14 protein-coding genes are annotated in these 15,505 nt (G+C 67.2%); 8 read left to right on the forward strand and 6 right to left on the reverse strand.

Annotated features, from left to right (window positions below):
- From ACK59X_RS29575 to ACK59X_RS29590, 4 genes are all read left to right on the forward strand, one after another.
- Window positions 1-685 (forward strand): trans-sulfuration enzyme family protein (locus tag ACK59X_RS29575; RefSeq protein ID WP_409962217.1); only part of this gene is annotated, 685 nt, incomplete at its 5' end.
- Window positions 686-784: 99 nt separating this feature from the next.
- Window positions 785-1,690 carry a transporter substrate-binding domain-containing protein gene (locus ACK59X_RS29580; RefSeq protein ID WP_409962219.1) on the forward strand — a complete coding sequence of 302 codons (906 nt, stop codon included), beginning with the start codon at window positions 785-787 and terminating at the stop codon, window positions 1,688-1,690.
- A gap of 3 nt (window positions 1,691-1,693) precedes the next feature.
- On the forward strand, window positions 1,694-2,428 hold the full coding sequence (locus ACK59X_RS29585; protein ID WP_409962221.1) for an amino acid ABC transporter permease: 735 nt from the start codon (window positions 1,694-1,696) through the stop codon (window positions 2,426-2,428).
- Between the two features lie 3 nt (window positions 2,429-2,431).
- A complete protein-coding gene (locus ACK59X_RS29590; protein WP_409962223.1) occupies window positions 2,432-3,112 on the forward strand; it encodes an amino acid ABC transporter permease in 681 nt (226 codons plus the stop codon).
- Between the two features lie 75 nt (window positions 3,113-3,187).
- Here ACK59X_RS29590 and gudD read toward each other — a convergent pair whose 3' ends face one another.
- From gudD to ACK59X_RS29610, 4 genes are all read right to left on the reverse strand, one after another.
- Entirely contained in the window at window positions 3,188-4,540 is a 1,353-nt protein-coding gene (gene gudD / locus ACK59X_RS29595) for a glucarate dehydratase (RefSeq protein ID WP_409962224.1), read from the reverse strand.
- A 157-nt stretch (window positions 4,541-4,697) separates the two neighbouring features.
- On the reverse strand, window positions 4,698-5,672 hold the full coding sequence (locus tag ACK59X_RS29600; RefSeq protein ID WP_409962242.1) for a Bug family tripartite tricarboxylate transporter substrate binding protein: 975 nt from the start codon (window positions 5,670-5,672) through the stop codon (window positions 4,698-4,700).
- 219 nt (window positions 5,673-5,891) lie between these two features.
- On the reverse strand, window positions 5,892-6,803 hold the full coding sequence (gene kdgD / locus ACK59X_RS29605; RefSeq protein WP_409962226.1) for a 5-dehydro-4-deoxyglucarate dehydratase: 912 nt from the start codon (window positions 6,801-6,803) through the stop codon (window positions 5,892-5,894).
- A gap of 40 nt (window positions 6,804-6,843) precedes the next feature.
- Window positions 6,844-7,821 carry a Bug family tripartite tricarboxylate transporter substrate binding protein gene (locus ACK59X_RS29610; protein ID WP_409962228.1) on the reverse strand — a complete coding sequence of 326 codons (978 nt, stop codon included), beginning with the start codon at window positions 7,819-7,821 and terminating at the stop codon, window positions 6,844-6,846.
- 379 nt (window positions 7,822-8,200) lie between these two features.
- On the opposite strand from ACK59X_RS29610, the gene ACK59X_RS29615 reads away from it, so the two are divergent.
- Both ACK59X_RS29615 and ACK59X_RS29620 read left to right on the forward strand, forming a co-directional pair.
- Complete coding sequence (locus tag ACK59X_RS29615) at window positions 8,201-9,286, forward strand: lactonase family protein (RefSeq protein WP_409962230.1); 1,086 nt, start codon at window positions 8,201-8,203, stop codon at window positions 9,284-9,286.
- Window positions 9,287-9,314: 28 nt separating this feature from the next.
- Window positions 9,315-10,307, forward strand: a complete 993-nt coding sequence (locus ACK59X_RS29620) for a Bug family tripartite tricarboxylate transporter substrate binding protein (RefSeq protein ID WP_409962231.1) — start codon at window positions 9,315-9,317, stop codon at window positions 10,305-10,307.
- Between the two features lie 21 nt (window positions 10,308-10,328).
- Here the strand turns inward: ACK59X_RS29620 and ACK59X_RS29625 are convergent, their stop codons facing one another.
- A complete protein-coding gene (locus tag ACK59X_RS29625) occupies window positions 10,329-10,676 on the reverse strand; it encodes a helix-turn-helix domain-containing protein (RefSeq protein WP_409962234.1) in 348 nt (115 codons plus the stop codon).
- Between the two features lie 46 nt (window positions 10,677-10,722).
- Window positions 10,723-11,223 (reverse strand): rod shape-determining protein, encoded by a 501-nt coding sequence (locus ACK59X_RS29630; protein WP_409962236.1) that lies wholly within the window; start codon window positions 11,221-11,223, stop codon window positions 10,723-10,725.
- 163 nt (window positions 11,224-11,386) lie between these two features.
- Between ACK59X_RS29630 and ACK59X_RS29635 the strand changes: the two genes are divergently transcribed.
- Together ACK59X_RS29635 and ACK59X_RS29640 are read left to right on the forward strand one after the other, a co-directional pair.
- Entirely contained in the window at window positions 11,387-11,773 is a 387-nt protein-coding gene (locus tag ACK59X_RS29635; RefSeq protein WP_409962238.1) for a thioredoxin family protein, read from the forward strand.
- A gap of 120 nt (window positions 11,774-11,893) precedes the next feature.
- Window positions 11,894-15,466, forward strand: a complete 3,573-nt coding sequence (locus tag ACK59X_RS29640) for an SNF2-related protein (protein WP_409962240.1) — start codon at window positions 11,894-11,896, stop codon at window positions 15,464-15,466.
- The last annotated feature ends 39 nt before the right edge of the window (window positions 15,467-15,505 follow it).

The raw sequence follows: 15,505 nt of genomic DNA on the forward strand, positions 1-15,505 counted from the left end.
GCCTCTGATCGAGCAAGCCAGGAAGCACGGCGTGCTCACTGCCATCGACAACACCTGGAGCAGCCCGCTGTACTTCCAGCCCCTGGCCCTCGGGGTGGACCTGTGCATCCATGCGTGCACCAAGTACATGGGCGGCCACTCCGACCTGCTGATGGGCTCCATCAGCACGAACGACCGGGAGCTCTACAAGCGCGTACGCCACCTGCAGTCGTACATGGGGCTGGCCAGCAGCGCTGACGACTGCTTTCTGGTGGAGCGCGGATTGGAAACCCTGGCAGTGCGCATGGCGCACCAGTCGGCGGCGGCGCTGGACATCGCCCGTTGGCTGGAGGCCCGTGATGAAGTGCAGCAGGTGCTGCATCCCGCGCTGGAGTCGTCGTCGTCGCATGCGCTGTGGCGCAAGTATTTCAGCGGCAGCGGCGGCGTGTTCTCGCTGGTGCTCAAGCCTGCGCCCTTTGCGGCCTACCAGGCGTTCTTCTCGGACTTGGAGACCCTGTCCATCGGCGCGAGCTGGGGCAGCGTGCACAGCCTCATCGCCTACTACCCGGCGGAACTGCAGGACGGCCGCGCCTTTCCACCCGTTCGCCAGCCGCTCATCCGCGTGTCTGTCGGGCTGGAGGATGTGGAGAGCATCCGCCGTGATCTGGCTCGTGCGTTCGAGCGCTTCAACGCCAGCCAGGGCTAGAACTGGCCTCGTTATTGCAGGCGGAGATTTCGTTGGGCGGGCCAGCTTCATGGCCCCGTCCTTTCATGTGGTGTGTCGTGATCAGAAAAGGCGGTTGATATGAAAGCAGTTGGGATTTCCCGGGCAATGGTGGCCAGCGCGGTCTTGTTCGCGCTGATGGGTGGCGTGCAGGCGCAGGAACTCACCGGTACGCTCAAGAAGATCCAGGACACCGGGCAGATCACCTTGGCCACACGCGGCGCCTCGGTCCCCTTCAACTACCTGGACGACAGCAACAAGCAGGCAGGCTTCGCCTGGGAGATCGCGCTGAAGGTCGCCGACAAGGCCAAGCAAGCGGTTGGGCGCAGTGACCTCAAGATCCGCAACATGGAGGTCACGCCACAGACACGCATCCCCCTGGTCGCCAACCAGACGGTGGACCTGGAGTGCAGCTCGACCACGCACAACCTGGAGCGCGAGAACCAGGTGAATTTCTCCGTCACCTACTTCGCCGTCGGCGCGCGCATCATGGCCAGGGCCGACTCGCCGATCAACGATTGGAAGGGGCTTGCCGGCAAGAACGTGGTGGTGGGCGCGGGCACCACGACCGAACGATTGCTGAGGCAGCTCAACGAGCGGGAGAAGCTGAACATCAACATCATCATGGCGCCGGACATCAACGAAGGCTCCATGAGCGTGGAGTCGGGGCGCGCAGAGGCGTTTGTCGCCGACGATACCGGGCTGTTCTCCAGCGCAGCACGCGCCCGCAATCCATCGCGATGGAAGGTCGTAGGCGAGCCACTGGAACGCGAGGCCTATGGCTGCATGCTGCGCAAGGGCGATGCCCAGTTCAAGAAGCTGGTGGACGAGGTGATCGTGGGCATGATGAAAAGCGGAGAGATGAATGCGCTGTACGACAAGTACTTCACCAAGCCACTGAACGTGCGCAACGGCTTCAACATGCAGATGCCCATGCAGCCCGCCATCCAGGAGCTGTACCAGAACCCTTCGGACAAGGCCCTGTAAACCGTGAACTACAGCTGGGACTTCCTCGTCTATTTCAAGCCGTCCGTCACCGGCGAAGGGGTCTATTGGCACCTGCTGGCAAGCGGGCTGGGCTGGACGCTGTTGTTGTCCCTGCTGTCATGGGTGCTGGCACTGGCGCTGGCACTGTTCATCGGCATCGCTCGCACTTTGCCGCATCGTGCACTTCGATGGCCAGCGGCGGTGTTCGTGCACTGCTTTCGCAATGTGCCCCTGCTGGTGCAGGTGTTCCTCTGGTTCTACGTGGTGCCTGAGCTGCTCCCGCAGGCGATCGGCATGGCAATCAAGCAAGCGCCCCCGACTCTCAGTCAATTTCTCACCATGCTGCTGGCCCTCAGCCTCTTCACCGCAGCCAAAGCCGCAGAGCTGGTGCGGGCGGGCATCGAGGCCGTACCCAGGGGGCAAAAGCATGCGGCCAAGGCGATGGGCTTTGGCATGGTGGATTCCTACCGGTTCGTCATCCTGCCGCAGGCCCTGCGCATCGTGGTCGCTCCGCTGACATCGGATTTCATGAACGTGTTCAAGAACTCTGCGGTGGCCTTGACCATCGGCTTGCTGGAGCTGACGGGCCGCTCACGGCAATTCAGCGAGTTCAGCGCCCAGCCCTTCGAGGCCTTCATCGCCGCGACGTTGATCTACATGGCGATCACCTGGTGCGTGGTGATGTTCATGCGCCACGTCGAGCGCCGCCTGCGCATTCCAGGAATGGGCGGGGCTTGAGCCATGGACCATTTCAACTGGAACGCACTGGACCGCGCCTGGCCCTACCTGCTTGATGGCATGTATACCACCGCCATGCTCACAGCCGTGGGCATGGTGCTGGGAATTGTGCTGGGCACTGGTCTGGCCATCGCTCGGCTGTTCGGTCCGCCATGGCTGGCATGGCTTGCGCGGATCTACACCGATACCTTTCGCTCCATTCCGCTGATCCTGACGATCTTCTGGGTGTACTTCCTCGTACCCTATGTGCTGCGCACCATCACGGGCAATCCCAACCTGGATGTGGGCCCTGTCTACGCAGCCCTGACGGCATTCGTGCTCGCAGAGGCCGCATACTTCGGCGAGATCATCCGCGGCGGGCTGGGCAGCGTGCCCAAGGGGCAGATGCAGGCCGCCACCGCCCTTGGCATGGGCCAGTTCACCGCGCTGCGCCTGATCGTGTTGCCCCAGGCGTTCCGCAACATGATGCCATCGCTGGTGAGCCAATCGATTGGGCTGCTGATGGACACGTCCCTGGTCTACGTCATCAGCCTCAACGACTTCCTGGGTGCGGCCACCAAGGTGGCCCAGCGCGACGGCACCATTGTCGAGGTGTACCTTTTCGTTGCGCTGGTGTATCTCGCGCTGTGCTCGCTGGGCGCGGCGCTGGTGGCCAGGCTGCAGAGGCGCCGCGCTGGTCATTGAGCGACGACGCGCGGCCCGCAACCCGAGCAGGGGTCGCGTCGGGCCGCCTGGTTCGAAAGAGCCCGCGTCAGCCGCTCACCGCACCATGCAAGGCGATTTGTTGTTGAACTGCCACCCCGGGATCAGGTACTGCATGGCGATGGCGTCGTCGCGCGCGCCCAGGCCGTGCTGCAGGTACAGCTGGTGGGCCCGTTCCACGGCGTCCATGTCCAGCTCCACGCCCAGGCCGGGCTTCTGGGGCAGGTCGATGAAGCCACCCTTGATCTGGAACGGCTCCTTGGTCAGGCATTCGCCGTCCTGCCAGATCCAGTGCGTGTCGATGGCGGTGACGCGGCCGGGGGCGGCGGCGCCAACGTGGGTGAACATGGCCAACGACACGTCGAAGTGGTTGTTGGAATGCGAGCCCCAGGTCAGGCCGAAGGCCTGGCACATCTGGGCCACGCGCACCGATCCGGCCATGGTCCAGAAATGCGGGTCGGCCAGCGGAATGTCCACCGACTGCAGGGCCAGGCTGTGCGCCATTTCGCGCCAGTCGGTGGCCACCCTGTGGGTGGCGGTAGGCAGGCCGGTGGCGCGGCGGAACTCGGCCATCACCTCGCGGCCCGAGAACACGCCTTCGGCGCCGCAGGGGTCCTCGGCATAGGCCATCACGCCGTGCAGGTCGCGGGTGATGCGGATGGCGTCCTTCAGCAGCCACCCGCCATTGGGGTCCAGCGTCACGCGCGCTTCGGGAAAGCGCTCGTGCAGCGCACGGATGGCCTCGACCTCTTCCTCGCCGCGCAGCACGCCGCCCTTGAGCTTGAAGTCGGCGAAACCATAACGCTCGTATGCGGCCTCGGCCAGGCGCACGATGCCCTCGGCCGTCATGGCCTTTTCGTTGCGCAGGCGGAACCAGCCGTTGTCGGCGCCCGGCTCGGCGCGGTAAGGCAGATCGGTCTTTTCGCGATCACCCACATAGAACAGGTAGCCCAGCATCTGCACCGCCTCGCGCTGCACGCCCTCGCCCAGCAGCGCGGCCACGGGCACGTTCAGGTGCTGGCCCAGCAGGTCCAGGAAGGCCGACTCCACCGCCGTCACGGCGTGGATGGTGATGCGCAGGTCGAAGGTCTGCAGGCCGCGCCCGCCCGCATCGCGGTCGGCGAACTGGGCCCGCATGGCGTTGAGCACGGCGTTGTGGTGGCCGATGGGCTGGCCCACGATGAGGGCGCGCGCATCTTCGATGGTCTGGCGGATCTTCTCGCCGCCGGGCACCTCGCCCACCCCGGTGTTGCCCGCGCTGTCGCGCAGGATGATCAGGTTGCGCGTGAAGAAGGGGCCGTGCGCGCCGCTCAGGTTCATGAGCATGCTGTCGTGGCCCGCCACGGGCACCACGCGCAGCTCGGTGATGACAGGGGTGCTGGAGGCGGAGGGGATGGATGAGGTGGTCATGGTGGTCTGCAATATGGGGCGCAGGCGCCCCGGTCTGTTGCCTCGAAGCGGCTCACAAACCTCAGCGAAGCGGTTCTGGCTAGGCGCTACGTCGCAGGCAGTGCGAGTAGCACGACAAGACGGAGCAACAACGCCAGAAGAGGTTTTTGGGTCGCTCTCAATCAGCGGTGATCTTGCGGGTTTCGATCACTGTCTTCCAGCGCGCAAATTCGCGCGCCTGGTAGGCGGTGAATTCCTCGGGCGTGCTGGCCACGATCTCCAGGCCCTGGTCCACCATGCGCTTCTTCACGGCGGGGTCGTTCATGGCGGCGATGGCGGCGTCCGAAAGCTTCTTCTTGAGCGCGGGCGCCAGGCCCTTGGGCGCGGCCATGCCCTGCCAGGAGTACACCTCGGCGCCGGCCACGCCGGCCTCGGCCAGGGTGGGCACATCGGGCAGCACGGGGCTGCGCTTGTCGCCGGTGACGGCAATCGCATGCAGCTTGCCGCCGCGGATGTGCTGCAGCACGGCGTTCACGTTCTGGAAGGAATACTCCACCTGCCCGCCCAGCAGGTCGTTGATGGCCGGCGCACCGCCCTTGTAGGGGATGTGCAGGCCCTCGGTGCCGCTCTGCTGCCAGAAGACTTCAGCCGAAAGGTGGTCCGACGAGCCGTTGCCTGAACTCGCAAAGCTCACCTTGCCGGGGTTGGCCTTGAGCTGGGCGATCACTTCCTTCACGGTGCGGGCCTTCTGGCCGGGGGCGGCCACCAGCACATTGGGCGCCTGCACGGGCACGGTGATGTAGTCGAAATCCTTGAGCGCGTCATAGGGCACGCTCTTGAGCAGGTGCGGCGCCACGACGAAGGCACCGAGCGAGGACACCAGCAGCGTGTAGCCATCGGCCGGCGCACGCTTGACCATGCCGGCCCCCAGCGTGCCCGTGGCACCGGGGCGGTTGTCCACCACGAAATTCTGGCCCAGCTTCTCGCCCATGTGCAGGGCCATGGCGCGGGCCACCATGTCGGTGGAGCCGCCGGCCGGGAACGGCACGACGATGGTGACGGGCTTTTCGGGCCAGGCGGCTGGCGTGCCCGTCTGGGCCGATGCGGCAAAAGCCAGGCTGCAGGCGCTGGCAACCAGCAGCAGTTTCTTCATGAACATGGTGAATGTCTCCAGGGTGGTGGTGTGGTGGTCAACGGCCCTCTTGCGGGGCCTTCTTCAGGCAAATTGCGTGGGTTGCGAAATAGTTCTGCAGCGGCTCAAGCGGGTCACAAAGCTCGCCGCAGCGGTCCTGGCCAGGCGCTTGCGGCGCAGGCAGTACAAGCAGCACGACAAGACGCAACAACGACGCCAGGAGAGCTTTGTGATCCCCGCTTACTGGGCACCGAGCTTGTCGATCAGCGCCTTGAGCTGCTCCATCTCGGTGGGCTTGAGGTCCGTCAGCGGCGCGCGCACCGGCCCCGCACCATGGCCCACCAGCTTGGCGCCGGCCTTGATGATGCTCACGCCATAGCCTTCCACCTTGTTGCGGATATCGAGGTAGGGCATGAAGAAGTCCTTGAGCAGCCGGTGCTGCGTGGCCATGTCATCGGCCGCCACCGCCTTGTAGAACTCCATCGCCGTCTTGGGGATGAAGTTGAACACCGCCGACGAGTACACCGGCGTGCCCAGCGCCTTGTACGCCGCGGCATACACCTCGGCCGTGGGCAGGCCACCCAGGTACGAGAAGCGATCACCCATCTTCATGAAGATCGAGGACATGGTCTCTATGTTGCCCACACCGTCCTTGAAACCGATCAGGTTGGGGCAGCGCTCGGCCAGGATGGCCAGGGAATTGGCCGTGAGCTTGGTGCGGTCGCGGTTGTAGACGATGACACCGAACTTCACGCTGTTACAGACCGCGGCCACATGCTCGATCAGGCCTTCCTGGCCGGCTTCGGTCAGGTAGTGGGGCAGGAGTAGGATGCCGTGGGCACCCAGGCGCTCGGCCTCCTGGGCATGGGCGATGGCCGTGCGCGTGGGGCCGCCGGCACCGGCAATGATGGGCACCTTGCCGCGGCAGGTGTCCACCGCGGTCTTGATGACCTCGCCGTACTCGGGGCCCGAGAGCGAGAAGTACTCACCCGTGCCGCCGGCGGCGAACAGGGCGCTGGCGCCATAGGGGGCCAGCCATTCGAGGCGGGCCGCATAGCCATTGGCGTTGAAGTTGCCCTGCTCGTCGAAGTCGGTGACGGGGAAGGACAGCAGGCCGGAGCCCATGATGGATTTGAGGTCTTGCGGGGTCATGGTGGTAGCGGGGCGGTGATGTGGAAAAACAGGCGGGTGCTCAGTCGAGCTTGATGTTGGCGGCCTTCACCACGGAGGCCCAGCGCGCACGCTCCTTGGCGAAGAACTGGTCCTGTTCGGTGGGGGTCATGGTCACCACCTCGGCGCCCTGGCCGGCCAGGCGCGAGCGGATGTCGGGCGAGCGGATGGCGGTGATCAGCGCCTTGTTCAGCCGCTGCACCACGGCGTCGGGCGTACCGCGTGGCAGCAGGATGCCTTGCCAGGTGCCAGACTCGTAGCCGGGCACGCCTTGCTCGGCGATCGTGGGCACGTCGCCGATCAGCGGCATGCGCGTGGATTTGGACACGCCCAGCACCTTGAGCTTGCCGTTCTGCACCTGGGGCAGGGTGGCCAGCATGCCGTTCATCAGCACCTGGGTCTGGCCGGCCACCGTGTCCTGGATGGCGGTGACGCCCCCCTTGTAGGGGATGTACTGCCAGCGCGCGCCGCTGGCACGCTCCAGTGCCACACCGGCCAGGTGCGGTGCGCTGCCGGTGGCGGTGACGGCGAAGTTCAGCTCGGCGGTCTTGGACAGCGCCACCAGTTCCTTGAGGTTGTTGGCCTTGACCGAGGGGTGCACCACCAGCAGGTGGGGCGAGTAGGCCAGCATGGTCACGCCGCGCAGGTCCTTGGAAGGGTCGAACGAGAGCTTGGTATAGACCGAGGGGCTGATGGCCAGCGCGCCCACGTCGCACAGCAGCATGGTGTAGCCGTCCGGGTCGGCCTTGGCCACGAAGTCTGCGCCCAGGTTGCCGTTGGCGCCGGGCTTGTTCTCCACGATCACGGGCTGCTTGAGGGCTTCCGACAGCGACTGGCTGATGGAGCGCGCGATGATGTCCGAGCTGCCGCCGGGCGGGTAGGGCACGACCAGCTTGAGGGTCTTGGTGGGCTGCCACTCGGCGGCGGTCTGTGCAGCGGCGGTGGTGGCGGCAAGGGCGGCGGTGCAGGCCAGGATGGCGTTGCGGCGGGTCACAGTCATGGTGCGTGTCTCCTGTTTCAAACTTTGTTGCCAGTCATCGTACAACTAATATTGCAAAATGACAATGGGTTTTCACGCAAAGAATCGGACCGCAAGCCCGTTTTGAAATCTCTTTCCCTGGTAGCCAGGCTTCTGTGGAGGCTGCGTTTAAGGGTTTTTACCGATCTCTGAGTCCTGATTCTCCAATGGAAATAGGGGCGAATCCTTCCTCCAGGGAGGGAGTGGGCGTTCAAACCCAGGCCACTTCCGGGTTCGGGTTATCCCCTTGGCGCAGGTCGCTTCTTGCACAGCACAATCGATCATGTTGTACGACAACATATGACAATTGCCTGCCTTGGGCCTGCGCAGCAGGTGGCATGCGAACCGAAGGAGAAGAGAGATGGGTCGTTTTTTCCGTGTCCGCAGCCTGGCGCTGCACCTGGCTGCCAGCATGGCATGCACCGCGGCGAGCGCCGCGACCGGGGTCTATGTGTCCAATGCCGACAGCCAGGATGTGTCGGTGCTCGAACTGGACCGCGGTGCGGGCACGCTCAAACCGGTGGAGACCGTGCCCCTGGCCGGCATGGCCATGCCGATGGCGGTGAGCCCGGACAGGCGCGTGCTCTATGTGGCCCTGCGCTCCCAGCCGTTCCGGGTGGTGAGCCTGGCCATCGACCCCGCCAGCGGCAGGCTGCGCAAGCTGGGCGAGGCGCCGCTGGCCGACAGCATGGCCAACATCGACACCGATGCCACGGGCCGCTGGCTGTTTGCCGCCTCCTACCCGGGCCACAAGATCACGGTCAACAGCATCGGCAAGGACGGGGTGGTGGGTGCCGTGCAGCAACTGATCCCCACGGCGCCCAACGCGCATGCCATCCATGCCGACGCCGCCAACCGCCATGTGTTCGCCACCAGCCTGGGGGGCGACAACCTCTCGGCCTGGCGCTTCGATGCCGAAACCGGCCGTCTCACGGCCCACGAGCCGGCCATCACCAGTGTGGCGCCCGAGAAGTCCGGCCCGCGCCACTTCGTCTGGGACCGTGCGCAGCGCTACATGTACCTGGTCAACGAACTCGATGCCGCTGTGCATGTGATGGCCTACGACGCCGCGCGCGGTACGCTGCGGTCCGTGCAGCGCACCACGGCGCTGCCCGCCGGCTTTGCCGGCAAGCCCTGGGCGGCCGACCTGCACCTCTCGCCCGATGGCCGCACGCTGTATGCGTCCGAGCGCACCTCGAGCACCCTCAGCACCTTCCGTGTCGATGCCGCCACCGGCCAGTTGCAGCCCCTGGGCCAGGTGCCCACCGAAAAGTCGCCGCGCGGCTTTGCGGTCGATTCCTCGGGGCGCTTCCTGATCGCAGCGGGGCAGGAGTCGCACAGCCTTTCCGTGCACCCCATCGATCCGGCCACTGGCATCCCGGGCACGCCCACCCGCGTGCCGGCCGGCAAGAACCCCAACTGGGTCGAGATCGTCGATTTCCCCTGAGCACCTTTTCCCATCGGAGACACCTTCCATGCAACGCAGAACCCTCATCCACGCGGCTGCCCTGACCGCCGCCTGTGCCCTTGCCGGCCTGCCGGCCGCTGCCCAGGGCACCTGGCCCACAGGCAAGCCCATCAGCTATGTCGTGCCCTTCGCCGCAGGTGGCACCACCGACACCCTGGGCCGCATGATCGGCCAGCAACTCGGCACAGCGCTTGGCACCACCGTGGTGGTGGAGAACAAGGCTGGCGCTGCGGGCAGCGTAGGGTCCGAGGTGGTGGCGCGCGCGCCAGCCGACGGCTATACGCTGCTGGGCGGCACGGTGAGCTCGCACGCGATCAACGCGAGCCTCTACCCCAAGCTCGGTTACGACGCCCTCAAGTCCTTCAGCCCGGTCACCCTGATCGGCACCAACCCGGTGGTGCTGGTGGTGGCCGCCAACAGCCCCTACAAAACCCTCAAGGACGTGTTGGCCGCCGCCAAGACCAAGGAGGGCGGCCTGTCCTCCGCATCTGCCGGCACGGGCAGCTCGCAGCACCTGGCGGTGGAGTTGCTGGGCTTCAAGTCGGGTGTGAAATTCACCCACATTCCCTACAAGGGCAGTGGGCCCGCCATCCAGGACGTGATTGGCGGCCAGGTCGACATGATGTTCGACACCACGGTCGTGGCGGCGCCGCACGTGCAAAGCGGCAAGCTGCGCGCCATTGCCGTGACCTCGCCCAGGCGCCTGGCCTCCATGCCCGATGTGCCCACGGTGGCCGAATCGGGCGTCAAGGGCCTGCAGGACTTCCAGGTGCAATCCTGGCAGGCGATCTTTGCGCCAGCGGGCACGCCCGCGACCGTGGTCGCTCGCCTGCACGACGAGATCCGCAAGATCCTGGCGCAGCCCGAGATGCAAAAGCGCCTGGCGGGCTTCGGCATGGAGCCGGCCGACCTCGGCGTGGCGCAGATCGCGGCCTTCCAGAAGGCCGAGGTCGACAAATGGGCCCAGGTCATCAAGGCCGCGAACATCAAGGTGGACTGAGCGGCCGGCAGGTCCCGGCGGCTATTCGGGGGAGATGGTTTCCTCGCCCTGCGCTGTGGACCCCAGCACCGCATCGGGCGCCGGGCCTTCGTCCGGCTTGCGCTGCAGCACGAAATCCGGGTGCTGGCCCGTGAGCAAGAGGAACATGGCGAACACGGGGCCCTGCATGCTGCGCTCGTCGCTCGTGCTCTCCAGGGCCTGCCAGGTGCGCGACTGCAGGCCGCCGCGGCTGCCGGTCTGCAGCGGGTAGCCCATCAACTCAGCGGCCTGGGCCTGGCTCAGGCCCGCTGCCGTGCGCGCGGCCTTGAGCTGCTCGCCGCTGGGCACGGGCATTTGCAGTGCAATGGTGTCGGGCTTGGTGGTGCTCATGGGTGGGCCTTGTCGTCCATGGTGATGCGGGTGGAGCGGGTGCGGCTCATGCTTGCAGCACCTGCCCGGTGGCGGGGAAGTTCCCCGAACGCAGGTCCTCGTCGCTGAGCGGCGCGCCGTGCCACAGGGCGACCTTGCTGGCGCCGCTGCCCATGCCCAGCTCGCGCAGCGCGCGCAGCTCGACCTGGGTGTAGCCGCCCGCAGGATCGCTGGGCGGATGCAGCACGAGGTGCGGGGAGGGGGCCAGGCCCCAGGTGCTGCCACCGCTGCGCAGCACATGCTGCACGGCGTGCCGCAGCAACTGCTCGGCCAGCGTGTAGTCCGAGATGATGCTGCGCGGGTGGTCCAGGGGGTTCACCAGGCGCGCGCCCGTCTGGGCGGCTGCCTGCCTGGCGCTGTCGCCCACGGCCAGGATGGTGGGCTTGGGTTCCTGCTGAATGGCCAGCTCCGGCGCACCGCTCCAGGTTCCGCCGGTCCTGGCGTTGCGCACGTCCAGGCGGTGGGGAGACAGTTGCGCGTACAGAATCGGGATCAGTGACTTGAGCATGGCGTGGTCGAAAGCCTGTGCTACAGCGTAGCACGCAGGCTGCTTGTCCCCGCGCTTGCCTGGGCATCCGGGGGGGCATGCCAGCAGCCTGGGGACAGCCGTTGTAAAGTGCCGGGCCTGAAGGAAGGCCCAAACAGGTTCCCAACCCACGAGGATTGCACAGATGAACACCCCGGTCGCCTTGTCCCATGCCAACCCTGCTGCCACGGGCAGCGGGTGGTGGGCCGTGTGCCTGTGCGCCAACTGGTGCGGCACCTGCCGCGATTACCGGGCCATCTTCGATGCCCTGGCCCAGGCGCACCCTGGCGTGCGCTTTGAGTGGGTGGACATTGAGGACGAATCCGAATTGGCGGGCGACCTGGACGTGGAGACCTTTCCCACCCTGCTGATCGCCGATGGCGCGAGCGCGCGCTTCCTGGGCCCCCTGTTGCCCCAGGCGCCCGTGCTGGCGAGGTTGCTCGCCAGCCTGCAGGCGGGGCAGGGCGGGCAGGGGGTGGGCGCCGATGCGCAGGAGGTGGTTGCGCGCGTGCGCGCTGCGCGCGGAGGCTGAGCGGCTGGCCCGTGGGAGCATTCATGGGCCAGGAGGGGGCGTTGCCTGCTATTTTTTGAATAGCATTTGTGCAGTACCATGGCCTGCGGGTCTTTGCCGCGTCGTGTATTGAATTTTTCCATGTCCCTGGAGTTCTGGTTCGAGCCTGAATCACTGCGTGCGCTGTGCGATGACGGCGTGTGGGCGCGGGGGACTGCGCTGTTCAAGGCGCGGGCCGTGCGGCGCCTGGCCATCAGCGCCGAGGGCGATCACTGGCTGCTCAAGGGCGATGTGCAAGGCAGCCAGCTGGCTCCTTATCAATTGTCCGTGTCGATGGCCTTGATGCCCGATGGCGCGGTGGACTACTGGCGCAGCCAGTGCAGTTGCCCCGTGGGCCTGCAGTGCAAGCACGGGGTGGCGCTCATGCACCAGGCGGCGCGCCAGGGGCCGAGCGAGGTGGACCGGATCAGGGGCCTGGTGATGGCACCGGCCGGGGCAGGCCGCCCGCCCCATCGCGGCGACGCGCAGCAGCGCATGGCCGAGGTGCACCGCCTTGAGGCGGAGGCGCGCCTCATGAACTGGCTGCTGGCGCTGGACAGGGCGGCCGGCCTGGCCGATGCCGATGCGCCCGCAGGTGCCGACCGCCCGGAACAGTATGTCTACCTGCTGTCCGTGGTGGGGGCGCCGCGAACCGCGCCCCTGCTGCAGCTGGAGGCCGTGGTTTCCTACCCCAAGGTGACGGGTGGCTGGGCCAAGCCCAAACAGGTGCGCACCCAGCCGGGCAAGGGGCAGGCGGTGTTCGACCGCGCCAGCGATACCGACCGGCAGGTCCTGCAATTGCTGCGCGCACTGCCGCGCCAGCACAACTACTACTCCGCCGGCAGCGGCGCGCCCTGTGCCGTGCTGGAGGGGCAGATCGGTTTGCTGGCCATGGAGCAGGCCGCCAGCACCGGGCGCCTGTTTGCCGATGCGGGCGGTTCCACCGTGGGCGAGCCCCTGCGCTGGGGTGGGCCGCAGCCCATCGACTGGGCCTGGCAGGCCGTTTCGGGCGGTGCGGCGGCGGCCCTGGCGCAGGACGGCAGCTGGGCGCTGCAGGCGCGCCTGCCCGAAGCCGGCGCCCTGCTGTGCCACAACAGCCCGCCGATGTACCTGGATGCTGCGGCCGGACTGTGCGGCCCGGCGCACGCGCCGGGCCTGGAGTCCGCACAGCTGGAGGTGCTGCTGCATGCGCCCCCGCTCAGCGCCGCCGCGCTGCAAAAGCACCAGGCCGACGTGGCCCGCCGCCTGGGAGCGCTGCCCTTGCCGCCGGTGCTGCAGGGGCTGACCCGGCTCGATGGCGTGGCCCCGGTGGCGCGCCTGCATCTGGCGCTGACCCCCGCCGCGGGCGTGGCCTACATGGGGCTCATCACGGCGCAATTGCGGTTTGACTACCAGGGCCATGCGGGCTGGTGGGCGGGGCAGCCCTTGGGGGTGCTGGTGGATGGGCTGGACGGCGAGGGCGGCAAGGTGCTGCTGCAGCGCGATGGCCGCGCCGAACTCGACGCTGTCTCCCGCCTCATGGACCTGGGCTTGCTGGGCATCGATGAGGGCCTTTTCGGCATTCCCGGCGAGCGCCCGCAGGACGCCTGGATGCGCTGGGCCGACGGGGACTTTGCCGTGCTGCGCAATGCCGGCTTTGTGCTCACCATGGCGCCCGGGCTGGACCGCTGGATCACGCATGCCCACGCCGTCCATGTGCACCTGGGTCCCGAGGGGGCGGAGGACGAAGGTGGGCATGGCACGTTCGGGCTGGAGGATGAAGACCATGGGGCCGGCCTGTCCGCCCGGACGGCGAATAGTGGCGGCGGCGAGTTCGGCCCGTCCCCGTGGTTCGAGCTGTCGCTGGGCATCGAGATCGAGGGCCAGCGCCACAACATCCTGCCCTGGCTGCCCGACCTGATTGCAGCGGCCGCTGCGGCGCCGCCCGACCCCGCCGAACCTGGCGGCGCTGCCAGCCAGGGCCTGAGGGCGCCGGTGCTGCCGCCGTACCTGTACCTTCCGGCGCCCGGCGGCCATGGCTTCGTGCGTCTGCCGACCGATACCCTGAAGCCCTGGCTGGTGGCCCTGCTGGACCTGGTGGGTGACCGCGCGCACGACTTCTCGGGCGATAGCCTGCGCCTGTCGCGCCTGGAGGCGCTGCGCGCCAGCGCTTCGCTGGGCGATGGCGTGGTGTGGGAGGGCGCGGCCAGCCTGCAGGCCCTGGTGCGGCAACTGCAGGGGCAAGGGCAATTGCCCGAGGTGCCGGTGCCCGCTGGCGTGCATGCGCAGCTGCGGCCGTACCAGCAGCAGGGGCTCAACTGGCTGCAGTTTTTGCGCGCCAACGGCCTGGCGGGCGTGCTGGCCGACGACATGGGCCTGGGCAAGACGCTGCAGACGCTGGCGCACATCCAGGTCGAAAAGGACGCCGGGCGCCTTGTGCAGCCGGCGCTCATCGTGGCGCCCGTGAGCCTGATGGGCAACTGGGAGCGCGAGGCCGCGCGCTTCACCCCCGGCCTGCGCAGTGTGGTGCTGCATGGCAAGGAGCGCCATGCCCTGGCCGAATCCATGGCCGAGCACGACCTGGTGATCGCCCCCTATTCGCTGCTGCAGCGCGACCGCGAGCGCTGGCTGGAAGCGCGCTGGCACATGGTGGTGCTCGACGAGGCGCAGAACATCAAGAACGCCACCACCAACGCCGCCCAGGTGGTGGCGCAGCTGCAGGCCAACCACCGGCTGTGCCTGTCGGGTACGCCCATGGAAAACCACCTGGGCGAGGTCTGGAGCCTGTTCCACTTCCTCATGCCGGGCTTTCTGGGCAGCCAGCAGCGCTTTCGCGACCTGTTCCGCACGCCCATCGAGCGCCAGGGCAACACCGAGCGCTTGGCGCAGTTGCGCGCGCGCATCACCCCCTTCATGCTGCGCCGGGCCAAGTCGGTGGTGGCGCACGAGCTGCCGCCCAAGATCGAGACCGTGATGCCCGTGGACCTCTCGGGCGCCCAGGCCGACCTGTACGAGACCATCCGCCTGGGCATGGAAAAGACAGTGCGCGAAGCGCTGCAGGCCAAGGGCCTGGCGCGCTCGCAGATCACCATCCTCGACGCCTTGCTCAAGCTGCGCCAGGTGTGCTGCGACCCGCAGCTCGTGCCGCTGGATGCGGCTCGCAAGGTGCACACCTCGGCCAAGCTCGCGCAGCTGATGGAAATGCTGCCCGAGATGCTGGCCGAGGGCCGGCGCATCCTGCTGTTCTCGCAGTTCACGAGCATGCTCTCGCTGATCGAGGCCGAATTGGCGAAACACGGTCTGTCCTGGGTCAAGCTCACCGGCCAGAGCCAGAAGCGCGATGCCATCATCGAGCGTTTCACCAGCGGCGAGGTGCCGCTGTTCCTGATCAGCCTGAAGGCCGGCGGGGTGGGGCTGAACCTGCCGCAGGCAGACACCGTGATCCACTACGACCCCTGGTGGAACCCTGCCGTCGAAGCCCAGGCCACCGACCGCGCCCATCGCATCGGCCAGACGCAGAGCGTCTGGGTGGTCAAGCTGGTGGCGCGCGGCACCATCGAAGAGCGCATCCTGGCCCTGCAGGAGAAAAAGGCCCAGTTGGCCGAAAATCTCTACCAGGGCGCGGCCGGGCGCAAGCAGCCGCTGTTCACCGAAAGCGACCTCGCCGAGCTGCTGCAGCCGCTATCACTCTCGTAGCGGCAGGGGGCTCGTGCCATTTGCGCAACGGCGTTTTGG

This window comes from Acidovorax sp., assembly GCF_046339755.1.
Lineage (GTDB): Bacteria > Pseudomonadota > Gammaproteobacteria > Burkholderiales > Burkholderiaceae_C > Acidovorax.